The organism is Formosa algae, assembly GCF_001439665.1.
Classification (GTDB): Bacteria; Bacteroidota; Bacteroidia; order Flavobacteriales; family Flavobacteriaceae; genus Formosa; species Formosa algae.
Genome location: NZ_LMAK01000063.1, coordinates 46,953 through 58,950 on the forward strand (window position 1 = coordinate 46,953; position 11,998 = coordinate 58,950).

Sequence of the window (11,998 nt, forward strand, 5' to 3'; positions counted from 1 at the left end):
AGAATTCCATATATATTGAGCACTTTACAACGCCTTTTTAAACAGACATTTATTTACGGTTTAGCAACAGTGTTGCCACGTATGCTTAATTTCTTTTTGGTGCCTTTATATACGTCGCCAGGGGTTTTAAATTCGGTTGCCGAGTATGGTACAGTATCGGTTATTTTCTCTTGGTTTGTTATATTTAATGTGGTGCTTGCTTATGGTATGGAAACCGCTTTTTTTAGATTTTTTAATAAAGAGAAAAATCAGGACAACGTTATAGGAACATCTACTATTTCTTTAATTATTTCGTCGCTGGGTTTCTTTGCATTGGCGTTAGTATTTCAGAACCAGATTGCATATATCACAGAGATTAAAGTTGAATACATTAAACTCGTTATTTGGATTTTACTGCTAGATGCGCTCGTTATCATTCCATTTGCATGGTTGCGTGCCACTGAGAAATCCATGACTTATGCTGTTATTAAAATAGTAAATGTTGCGATAAATTTAGGACTGAATTTATTCTTCCTTTTGGCCTTAAAAGATTGGTCTTATCATATTGATTTTCTGGATAATATTTGCAAAGAAGATTATCAAATCAACTATATTTTTATCGCAAATTTAATCGCTAGTGCGGTGACATTACTTTTACTATTATCCTTTTATGTAAAGGTGAAATTTCGTTTTGATGCCGATTTATGGAAACGTATGATGCGATATGCATTCCCTGTTTTAATTGCTGGAATTGCTTTTTCTGTAAATGAAACATTCGATAGAATTTTACTTAGTAAATTATTACCTGAAGATATTGCAGATACTCAAGTTGGTATGTATTCGGCATGTTATAAACTCGCTTTGTTTATGACGCTGTTTGCCACGGCCTATCGATTAGGAATAGAACCGTTCTTTTTTAGTCATGCAAACACCAAAAATCCGCAAAAAAACTACGCCAAAATTTTAGAGTTTTTTGTCACTATAGGCTCTTTAATTTTATTGGGGGTTATAGTGTTTGCAGATGTGTTAAAAATTATAGTAATTAGAAGTGAAGCCTATTGGGAAGCCATGTCTGTTGTGCCCATTATATTATTAGCGTATTTGTTTTTAGGGATGTATCATAACCTTTCTGTGTGGTATAAAATTACAGATCGTACTAAATTTGGAGCATACATTTCTATTTTTGGAGCCGTGGTTACTTTAGTTTTAAACTTCTGGCTTATTCCAATTATTAGTTATAAAGGTTCAGCAATTGCTACCTTAGCGGCGTATGCTAGTATGGTATTGTTGTCCTATTATTTCGGGAGAAAGTATTATCCTATTCCGTATAATATCAAAAAAATTAGTGCTTATATATTAACATCAGTAATATTTTCTATCCTTTCATTTTATTTCTTTAGAGAGAATTATGTGGTTGGAATTGGATTACTCATTGTATTTGTTTTGATTATATATAAGTTTGAAAAACAAGACATAAAAAATTTATTAAAGAGATAATATGGTAGTAAGAATTATAAATAAATCGAACAATGCGTTGCCTCATTACGAAACAGAAGCCTCTGCAGGAATGGATGTACGTGCATTTACATCCGAACCAATAATATTAAAACCTTTAGAACGTACAATTGTTAAAACAGGGTTATTTATAGAATTACCTGTGGGTTTCGAAGCACAAGTACGACCAAGAAGCGGCCTCGCAGCCAAATATGGGATTACCGTTTTAAACGCTCCAGGAACTATCGATGCCGATTATAGAGGAGAAATTGGAGTGATACTAGTAAATTTATCAAACGAAAACTTTACTATTGAAAATGGCGAACGTATTGCGCAATTGGTGTTTGCAAAACATGAACAAGCACAATTTATAGAAGTTGAAACTCTTTCTGAAACAGACAGAGGTGAAGGTGGCTTTGGTAGTACAGGGAAAAAGTAATTCAATCTTATATTCCAAAGCTTAAAAATTTAAAACAAAACAAATAACAACTAAAATAAAAATCATGTCTGTAAGAGATGATTTGTTCAAAACTTATGAAAATTATTGTACCAATGGCTGGTCGCGGCTCGCGATTACGCCCACACACGTTAACCGTACCTAAACCTTTAATTCCTGTTGCAGGACAACCCATTGTACACCGTTTGGTAAAAGATATTGCCAAAGTAATCAATCAACCCATAGAAGAAGTCGCCTTTATTTTAGGAGACCCTGCTTTCTTTGGCGACGATGTCGTAGCTAGTTTAACCAAACTCGCCAACGATCTAGGTGCTAAAGCATCCATTTATCGTCAAGACCAACCTCTAGGTACAGGCCATGCCATCATGAGTGCTAAAGACTCTTTGTCTGGCCCAGCAGTTGTGGCGTATGCAGATACGTTAATTCGTGCCGATTTTAATTTAGATCCAGAGGCAGATGCTGTTATTTGGGTAAAGCAAGTAGAAAAACCAGAAGCATTTGGCGTAGTAAAATTAAACGAATGCGACGAAATTGTAGAGTTGGTAGAAAAGCCAGAAACCTTTGTGAGCGATTTAGCGGTAATAGGCATATACTATTTTAAAGATATTGCCGTTCTTAAAGACGAACTTCAGCATGTACTAGATCATAACATTATTAATGGTGGTGAATACCAGATTAACGATGGAATTAAAGGGATGATGGCTAAAGGAAAGGTGTTTAAAACAGGTCAAGTAGACGAGTGGATGGACTGCGGAAACAAAGCTGTAACTGTAGAAACTAATGGTAAAATGTTAGGATTCCTTAAAGCTGATGGTGAAGAGCAGTTGGTAGATGATAGTGTGGTATTAAACAATTCAAAAATCATTGAACCTTGTTTTATTGGTAAAGATGTCGTTTTAAATCATTCTACTGTTGGTCCAAATGTATCTATCGGGATAGGTTGTGTTTTAGAATATTCAACCGTTAAAAATACCATAATTAGTAATCATTCAACTATTAAAAATGCTAATTTAGATGATGCAATGATTGGAAATTATGTAGAATTCGATGGGAATTTTAAAACCATCAGTATTGGAGATTATTCCGTATTAAAATAACAGACAATTACAACATGAGCATGAGGTTTAAAACCCTTTTTAAACTTGGTATTATGGGACTATTTTTAGTGTCCACGATTTCTCATGCTCAAGTTGAAAATACAACTGCGCCTTTAGACGATTTAGGTGAAGTAGATGATCAGTTTCAAGAATTATTTTTTGAAGCCTTAAAACAAAAAGGGATCGAAAACTACAAGCGTTCTGTAGAGGCGCTCCAAAAATGTATTGCCATAGATAATACGCAATCTGTGCTTTACTTTGAAATGGGAAAAAATTACAACAAACTCAAAAATTTTGGAGAAGCCGAAGAAGCCTTAAAAAAAGCCGTAAAAATAGAACCTGGTAACGAGTGGTATTTAGACGAGCTTTATGATGTATACGCACAGCAAAACGAATATGATAAGGCTATAAAAACCTTGAAACAATTGGTGGAGTATCATCCAGATTACAGAGAAGATTTGGCTGCTTTATATGTACGTACTAAAGATTATGACGAAGCGATTAAAGTTTTAGATGAATTGGATCAAGAATTTGGTCTGTCTTTAAGTCGTGACTTTTTAAGAAATCAGATTTATGATGCTACGGGTCAGAAAAAAGAACAAATCGAAAATCTTGAAGAGCGCGTGGTTAATAATCCAGATCAGCAATCTAATTACCTGGCATTAATTTATCGCTATAGTGAAAGTGGAGATACTGAAAAGGCTTTCGAGACGGCTAAAAAACTCTTAGAAATTAATCCGGAATCTCAATTAGTACATTTGGCTTTGTATAAATTTTATTTAGATGATAATGAACCTGAAAAGGCCATAAAATCTATGGAAATTGCCATGAAAAGTCCGCAAATAAAAGCAGAAGCCAAAGTCTTGGTTCTTGCAGATTTTGTGAGATTTGTTGGCGAAAATCCAGAGTATGAAGATGAGCTTGTTGCGGTCTCGACTATGGTAGGCGATTCTAAAGATGGTAAAACGCTAGTAGAATTAGCGCAATATTATTTAACAAAAGGCGATAAGGAAAAAGCAATTACGTATTATACAGAGGCACTACAATTAGAAGGCGATAATTACGGTATTTCTAGAAATATAATTGTGCTTAATATCGATTTACAACATTTTGATATTGCTTATAAACAAGCAGCTGAAACATTAGTTAAATATCCTTCTCAACCTGAATTATATTTAATGGCGGGCTTATCTTTAAATAAATTAAATCGTTTTAAAGATGCTATCGAACAACTAAATATGGGTTTAGATTACATTATAGATAATAAAAAAATGGAGGGCGATTTTTATTACCAAATCGCACAATCTTACTTAGGGTTAAATCAACCCAAAGAAGCAAAACGCTTTACAGATAAAGCAAATAAAATTGAAATTTCAGAGTAATGAAACACCTACTTCGTATTATAATCGTATCCGTTTTAATGATCACTGTTGGTTGTAAATCGGCAAAGACTTTAACAAACACAGATGCGAATCTTACATTAAACACTAAACAATTAATAAAAGAAAACTCTAGACAAGCTGCTAACTTTAAAACCTTATCTGCTAAAGTTAAAGCCGTGTATTCTGAAGGTGATAATTCCAAATCTGTAGCCATAAATTTTCGCCTAGAAAAAGATAAAACCATTTGGTTAAATGGTCCATTTTCTGCTGCAAGATTGTTAATTACACCAGATAAAGTGAGTTTCTATAATAAATTAGATAATACTTTTTTTGAAGGCGATTATGCATTATTAAGTGATTTTTTAGGTACTACATTAGATTTTAATAAGGTTCAGAATTTGTTGTTAGGTGAAGCGCTTTTCAACTTAAAAGAATCAGCTTATGTGTCTTCTGTATATGATGATACGTATTTATTACAACCAGAAAATCAGAACGCTTTATTTGAATTGTTTTATATTATAAATCCAGCCTATTTTAAAATTGTGTCTCAGCAATTATCTCAGCCTAAAGATCAGCGTATATTACAAATAGATTATCTAAAATATCAAGAAGTAGATTCTGAAATAATTCCTGAGCAAATTAAAATAAATGCAGTTGAAGCTAGTAGCGAAACTATTATAGAATTGGAATTCAAATCTGTATCTTTGAATGAAAAATTAAATTTCCCTTTTAAAATTCCTTCAGGTTTTGAAGCTATAGAATTGAAATGATTAAAACACAGTTTACATATAAATTAGTTATTGTTTTTTTCTGTTTAATAAGCAGTATCTCTGTGTGTTCTCAAAGTAAAAAACAACAGGAGTTAGAAAACCGCCGTCAAGAATTGCGTAACGAAATTGAACAAATAAACAGTATGTTGTTCAAAAATAAATCGAAAGAGAAATCGCAGTTGTCTTTAATAGAAGATTTAAATCATAAAATAAATGTGCGTAGTAACTTAATTAAAGTGACTAACCAGCAGGCTAATTTATTAACTCGAGAGATTGGTGTAAACCAGCGAGAAATTACCCAACTTCGTCAAGATTTAGAGACTCTTAAAGCAGACTATGCAGAAATGATTGTACACTCGTATAAAAGTAGGAGTGAGCAAAGTCGTGTGATGTTTTTAATGTCGTCTTCCAATTTTCAGCAAGCCTATAAGCGTTTGCAATACATTACACAGTATACCAATTACCAAAAAGAACAAGCTGCAAATATTAAAATTAAAACCGAAGATTTAAAAGTTGCCAATACAAACTTGTTAAAACAAAAGGCAGACAAGCAGGAATTAATTAAAGAGAATAGTATTGCACAAGGGCAGTTGGAGCTAGAACGTAAGCAACAACGTAGTTTAATGGCATCTATACAGAAGGATTTAAAAACGTATTCCTCTCAAATCAGGGAAAAGCAACAAGAAGCAGATCGGATAGATCGTGAAATTGAAAAATTAATTCGCGAAGCCATTGCTTCATCTAATAAAAAAGCAGGTAAAAGTACAGGTTCAACTGGTTTTGCATTAACACCTGAAGCTAAAAATTTAGCGGCAAGTTTTGTTTCTAATAAAGGGAAATTGCCTTGGCCTGTAGAAAAAGGTGTGGTTAAATTGGGGTATGGCGATCAACCACATCCTATTGTAAAATCTGCAACAATACATAGTAATGGGGTACGTATAGCTACGAGTCCAGGAGCAGAAGTTAAAGCTGTGTTTAATGGCGAGGTGTACGCGATTATAGTTCAGAAAAAAGGAAATCCAACGGTACTCGTTCAGCATGGTAATTACTTTACCGCGTATAAGAATTTATCTAAAGTATACGTAAAAAAAGGTGATAAAGTAACTACTAGGCAGGCTATTGGACAAGTGTTTACAAATAGTGCAACAGGAGATACAACTTTAAGTTTTAGTATTTTTAAAGAAAGTACAACACAGAATCCAGCATCGTGGTTATATAGAATGTAACCTAAAAGATTTAATCTTCCTTTAAGAATAGAGCTTTTAATTCTGTCGCTTCATTTGGCTTCATTCTACCAGCTAATACTAAGCTTAATTGTTTGCGGCGTAAAGCAGCTTCGTAGCGTTCTTTTTCTAGTTTAGTTTCAGGAATAAGTTCTGGTACAGGAATTGGTCGTCCGCTTTCATTTACAGCAACAAACGTGTAAATGGCAATATTTGCCTTGGTTTTAAGCCCCGATTCGCGATCTTCTGTCCAAACATCTATATAAACCTCCATAGAGCTTTTAAAAGCTCTAGAAACCTTAGCTTCAACAATTACGACACTACCTAATGGTATGGCATGGTTAAAAGCTACATGGTTTACAGAAGCAGTAACAACAATTCGTCTTGAGTGTCTACGCGCAGCAATACTTGCAGCACGATCCATACGTGCTAGTAATTCCCCTCCAAACATGTTGTTTAAAGGATTTGTCTCGCTTGGTAACACAAGGTCTGTTAATGTTGTTTTAGTAGCTTCTGCTGTTTTTGGTTCCATAAATGTGTATTTGGGTTAAAGGTACAAAGTGAGTGATGACTTGCAAATTTAAATTTAACTTTACGATATAAAAAAAGCGTTATAAGAAAATCTCATAACGCTTTGTATAATTTAGATGTAAGTTATTCTAAAGTTTTTATGAGTACCCAGGCATCTGGATTATTGTTTTTTCTAATGTCATTCAGTGCTTTAAATGCATCTTCTCTGTTTTCATAACTATCGTAAACCACTTGGTGTAAACCATATTTATTTACGCCAATTTTTCTGGCATTAAAGCCTTGAGCTTTTAAGTTTGAAACAATTTTATCGCAATTTTCTTCTACACGAAACGCACCAGCAATAATGTGGTAAGATCCCACAGGCTTAGTGACAATTAAATTTACAGCAGGTAACGGATTTTCAATTACAAAAGTAGCTTCCTGAATTTTATGCTCTAATTGTGAGTTTGCAGATTCTTGTGCAATTTGGTTATGACTTTCAACCTCATTTACATAATATTTAGATCCTAAAAAACCACTAATGCCTAAAGCTAAAACAGCTACTGCGGCATAACGCAAGTATGGTCTAGATTTACGTTTTTCTGGTGTAATAGTAAGCGGAATTACCTTCTCGATAGATTCTACTTCACGCTTATATTCTTCTCTAGCAATTGCAGGAGATACCATTTGGCTTAATCCAAAAGCATCGGTTAAATAATTTAACTGATTAAAAGGTTCGAAAGTAATTTTTCCATCCTCATTTAATGCCAATTGTCCAATTTTTTCTAATGAAATAGACTCCTTTTCAACCAATTGTGACTTGATTGAAACTACACGTTTTTTGATTTTCTCTAATGCGATTTCAAAAGGAATTTTCTCAACATCGGCAATGTAATGCGCTAAAAGACCATCGTTTTGCTGAATTTGTTCATTAAAAGAAATGGCTTTTTTAGGTGGATAAAACGTGTTAGAGCTTGCATTAATTTTAGCTGAAACACGTTGTGTTAAAAACGCTCCAAACTCGGGAACGACAACACATTCGTATCTATATAATAAGTCGCTTATGTAGTTTTCTAATTGCATAAATGCAAAGTTAACTAAATATTAATGCGTTCAAAGTCGACCCTTAAATTTTTATTAACAGCACACAAAATAGTTTGTTGTGGGTTAAAAATCAATAGATTAATTTACGTAAATTGATAAAAATTGCTCTGTTTTAGTAGTAAACAGCTTTGAATAACTATGACTGAAGACGAAATTTTATATGTTTTAGCATTGCAACATGTCTCTAATGTGGGAGATTTAGGTGCCAAAAAATTAATTGCACATTGTGGCTCTGCAGAAGCGGTGCTTAAAGAGAAAAAACATGTGCTCGCTAAAATAGATGGTATTGGTAAAGTGAGACTTAACGATTTGGTGTCGGGAACACATTTAAAAGCCGCCGAAGAAGAATTGCTATTTATTAAAGCAAACAATATTGAGTGTTTGTATTTTGAAGATTCTAATTATCCTGAAAAATTAAAACATTGTATTGATGGACCTATTTTACTCTTTCAATCAGGAACAGTTAATTTACAATCGCAACGCATTATTAGTATAGTAGGTACACGTAAAATAACAACAGCAGGTATTGCTTTTTGTGAAAAATTAGTTGAAGAGTTAGCGTCTTTTAACCCTGTTATTGTATCTGGTTTTGCTTATGGTACAGATATTACTGCCCATAAATCTGCTATAAAAAATGGATTGCAAACAGTAGGATGTTTGGCACATGGATTAAACCAAATCTATCCTAAAGTGCACAAAAAACATGTTGCAGATGTTGATAAAAATGGTGGGTTTTTAACAGATTTTTGGAGCTCTTCTGTTTTTGATCGGAATAATTTTTTAAAACGAAACCGTATCATCGCGGGCTTAAGTTCTGCAACTATTGTGATAGAATCTGCTGTACGAGGCGGTAGTTTGGTAACAGCAGATATTGCAAATTCTTATAATAGAGACGTGTTTGCAGTACCTGGCAGACCAACAGATCACTTAAGTATAGGATGTAATAATTTAATAAAACAGCAAAAAGCGCAGTTGTTATCTACGCCTTTAGATATTGCTTATATGCTTAATTGGGAATTAGAAACCGAACAAAAAGTCATTCAAAAACAACTGTTTGTAGAATTAGATGCTCAAGAGCAAATCATTTTTGATTTCTTAAAAATACAAGACAAACAATTATTAGATGTTATTGCTCTAGGTTGTAATTTACCTACATTTAAAACAGCTAGTTTATTGTTGAATATGGAGTTAAAAGGGGTCATTCGTCCCTTACCAGGCAAGCTGTTTGAATTAATTTAGAACCTTACATGTTTATCTTTAAGACCCAAATGTCTTCAAAATAATCGAGTCGAGAGAGTTCGCGTTGTTTTAAATATACCACGTTTGGATCTTCGCTCATCTCTAAATAAATGTAGTCCCAATTGTTTATCGGGTTTTTATAAGATCTGGCGTTATGCCCTTTTTCTGATAAGAATTTCTTCCAGTTGGTAGCATTTTTTTCAACAGAAAACACGTTTGTAACAAGGTAATATCCCGGTTCTAAATTAGGAATAGTAATAGAATTAAGGTTTTCAATTTTCAGAATATCTTCATTCTGAGGCAGTGCATAAGTCTCGATATCTACCGTCATATAAAAATCTTCATTTTTGTTTTCTAAATAAATCGGACTAATTTCAGTCTCGAAAGCGACAAAGAACGCATAATAACGATCTGCTTTTGTTTTTAATTGGATAGTTAATTCTGAACTGTTGTTAGACAGAATGCTATTGTTTTCGTTGGGGATTGTAAGTTTAGCGAGATCGAAACCTAAAGTATTCATACTATTTGGCGTACGATCTTTAAAATATTTATCGTCTATTGTAATAGTGCTATTAAAAAAATTGTCTTTTGCTCTTAAGCTGCTAGATAGTGGAATAAATTTATTGGTTTGTTTGTTGTAAACCGATAAGATATCTGATTTAAATTTTTGATCACCTTCTAAAGCGCCTATAGCAAGCGAAGTTTTTATGTCGCCTATTTCGTCTGTTTTAAAGTTAGCAAAAGAGATGTTTACTTCGTCCTTATCAACTTCTATAAAGCCATTGTAAGTTGTAAAATATTTTGGCTTATCGTCTGGATTTTCATAGATAACATATAATAACCAGCCGCCTGAGCATCCGCCAGAAACATATCCTTCTGTTGCTTTAATGTTGGCAACGGTATAAGTTCCATTTACAGTATCTGTGTTTTGGAGTAACTCTGTGACATCTGCATAGCAGACATAGGGTTTAGAGTCGTTAAAAGTAGAATTTAAATAGCTATCGTAAACTTTTAATCCTTCAATATCATTGTATTCACCTTGCGGTATTTTAAAACGTATTTTGTTAACGTCTAGAGAACGCTCGTCATTGCCTTTATAGATAACTTGGTTGTTTATGGTTCGCGTAACACCTTTATCATATTTATAAATGGCACTCCAATAGAGTGCAGCATAAGCGATTTTTTCAGAATGCTTTGGAAGCGTTAAAACAGCCTGACTAGAACTAAATGTAGATTTATCTTCGTCTACATCTATATATTCCATTTTAATTTTATCGTTGTAAATAGATCTGTCATCGAAAGGGTCGACATCGTCTTCACTTAAAATATTGTTACCTATTAGAGCAGAGTTTCCTTTAAGGTATAATTGATTATTAACAGAAAAATGTAAACCTTCTTGTGCGTATACAAAATGCATACCCACAAAAAGGAATAGCAGTAAAGAGGAGGTTAAACGAAGCATATATTAGAATTAAGGGGGAATACAATATAAACTAAAAATACAAATGTATTATTGTGCTATCGTCGTTTAATACCCTATTTTTTCTCTAACACGTGCTAAAGTGCTATCTGCGACAGTTCTAGCTTTTTCTGCACCTATAGCTAAAGCTTTTTCTATTTCTTCAATATTGTTCATGTAATAGCTAAAACGTTCACGTTCGGTAGCGAATTTTTCAACAATAAGTTCAAAAAGTGCTTGTTTTGCGTGCCCATAACCATAATTACCTTGCTCATAATTAGCTTTCATGCTAGCAATTTGAGCTTCTGTTGCCAATAGGCTATAAATAGCAAAACAGTTACAAGTGCTCCAGTCTTTAGGTTCTTCTAAAGGCGTGCTATCGGTTTGTATGCTCATAACTTGTTTGCGTAATTTCTTATCGTCTTGGAAAATATTGATAAGGTTATCCTTACTCTTACTCATTTTAGAGCCGTCGGTTCCTGGGATAAGCATGCCGTTTTCTAGCATTTTTCCTTCTGGAAGTACGAAGGTTTCACCGCCCATTTTAGCATGGAAACGAGAGGCTACATCACGTGTCATTTCAATATGTTGAAGCTGATCTTTTCCAACAGGGATAATTTCAGCATCGTATAATAAAATATCGGCAGCCATTAGCATGGGATATGTAAATAATCCAGCATTAACATCTTCTAAACGGTCGGCTTTATCTTTAAAACCATGAGCTAATGTTAAACGCTGATAAGGAAAAAAACAGCTTAAATACCAACTTAACTCTGTAGTTTGAGGAATGTCACTTTGTCTGTAGAATACTACCTTTTCAATGTCTAAACCACACGCAAGCCAAGTTGCAGCCACACTATATGTATTGTGTCTTAAAGTCTCGGCATCTTTAATTTGAGTTAAAGAGTGCATGTCGGCGATAAATAAATACGAGTCGTTTGTGTCTGCTTCCGACATTCTTATTGCTGGAAGTATTGCTCCTAAAATGTTTCCTAAATGTGGAGTTCCTGTACTTTGAACACCAGTTAAAATTCTTGCCATGTTAATTGTAATTATTGAAAAACAAAGGTACTTTTTTTTAATAAAAAAAGATATGTTTATAATTAAAGACTTGTGGTATTAATTTAGAGGTGAATGCCTATGTTTACTCTATTTTTCGACAATAATTACATGGTTTTTACTAAAGTATTATTACTGCTAAATATGCATGAAACTTGCTGTTTGTTCTTTAAAACTCTAAAAATTAGTATTTCATAGGAATTAATTTGCATCTGGACTAAATTT

At 33.5% G+C, this 11,998-nt stretch carries 11 protein-coding genes; 7 read left to right on the forward strand and 4 right to left on the reverse strand.

The window, feature by feature from the left end; genetic code table 11:
• The first annotated feature begins 15 nt into the window (after nucleotides 1–15).
• The 6 genes from AST99_RS13575 to AST99_RS13600 all read left to right on the forward strand — a co-directional run bounded on the left by AST99_RS13575 (nucleotide 16) and on the right by AST99_RS13600 (nucleotide 6,405).
• On the forward strand, nucleotides 16–1,476 hold the full coding sequence (locus tag AST99_RS13575) for a lipopolysaccharide biosynthesis protein (RefSeq protein WP_057782531.1): 1,461 nt from the start codon (nucleotides 16–18) through the stop codon (nucleotides 1,474–1,476).
• Nucleotide 1,477: 1 nt separating this feature from the next.
• Entirely contained in the window at nucleotides 1,478–1,912 is a 435-nt protein-coding gene (dut, locus tag AST99_RS13580) for a dUTP diphosphatase (RefSeq protein WP_057782533.1), read from the forward strand.
• A gap of 95 nt (nucleotides 1,913–2,007) precedes the next feature.
• Nucleotides 2,008–3,027, forward strand: a complete 1,020-nt coding sequence (locus AST99_RS13585) for a sugar phosphate nucleotidyltransferase (RefSeq protein ID WP_057782536.1) — start codon at nucleotides 2,008–2,010, stop codon at nucleotides 3,025–3,027.
• A 53-nt stretch (nucleotides 3,028–3,080) separates the two neighbouring features.
• Nucleotides 3,081–4,409 carry a tetratricopeptide repeat protein gene (locus AST99_RS13590; RefSeq protein ID WP_232301629.1) on the forward strand — a complete coding sequence of 443 codons (1,329 nt, stop codon included), beginning with the start codon at nucleotides 3,081–3,083 and terminating at the stop codon, nucleotides 4,407–4,409.
• Nucleotides 4,409–5,179, forward strand: coding sequence for a lipoprotein insertase outer membrane protein LolB1 (lolB1, locus tag AST99_RS13595; RefSeq protein WP_057782539.1), 771 nt, complete (start codon nucleotides 4,409–4,411; stop codon nucleotides 5,177–5,179). Before AST99_RS13590 ends, lolB1 begins: the two co-directional genes overlap by 1 nt.
• On the forward strand, nucleotides 5,176–6,405 hold the full coding sequence (locus tag AST99_RS13600; RefSeq protein WP_057782541.1) for a murein hydrolase activator EnvC family protein: 1,230 nt from the start codon (nucleotides 5,176–5,178) through the stop codon (nucleotides 6,403–6,405). Before lolB1 ends, AST99_RS13600 begins: the two co-directional genes overlap by 4 nt.
• A gap of 10 nt (nucleotides 6,406–6,415) precedes the next feature.
• On the opposite strand, the gene AST99_RS13605 is transcribed toward AST99_RS13600, so the two are convergent.
• Entirely contained in the window at nucleotides 6,416–6,934 is a 519-nt protein-coding gene (locus AST99_RS13605) for an acyl-CoA thioesterase (protein WP_057782543.1), read from the reverse strand.
• Between the two features lie 122 nt (nucleotides 6,935–7,056).
• Nucleotides 7,057–7,995, reverse strand: coding sequence for an HU domain-containing protein (locus AST99_RS13610; RefSeq protein ID WP_057782545.1), 939 nt, complete (start codon nucleotides 7,993–7,995; stop codon nucleotides 7,057–7,059).
• Between the two features lie 159 nt (nucleotides 7,996–8,154).
• On the opposite strand from AST99_RS13610, the gene dprA reads away from it, so the two are divergent.
• Entirely contained in the window at nucleotides 8,155–9,255 is a 1,101-nt protein-coding gene (dprA, locus tag AST99_RS13615; protein WP_057782547.1) for a DNA-processing protein DprA, read from the forward strand.
• A 4-nt stretch (nucleotides 9,256–9,259) separates the two neighbouring features.
• Here the strand turns inward: dprA and AST99_RS13620 are convergent, their stop codons facing one another.
• Both AST99_RS13620 and trpS read right to left on the reverse strand, forming a co-directional pair.
• On the reverse strand, nucleotides 9,260–10,717 hold the full coding sequence (locus AST99_RS13620; protein ID WP_057782550.1) for a hypothetical protein: 1,458 nt from the start codon (nucleotides 10,715–10,717) through the stop codon (nucleotides 9,260–9,262).
• Between the two features lie 66 nt (nucleotides 10,718–10,783).
• Nucleotides 10,784–11,755, reverse strand: coding sequence for a tryptophan--tRNA ligase (gene trpS, locus AST99_RS13625; RefSeq protein WP_057782552.1), 972 nt, complete (start codon nucleotides 11,753–11,755; stop codon nucleotides 10,784–10,786).
• Nucleotides 11,756–11,998: the final 243 nt, after the last annotated feature.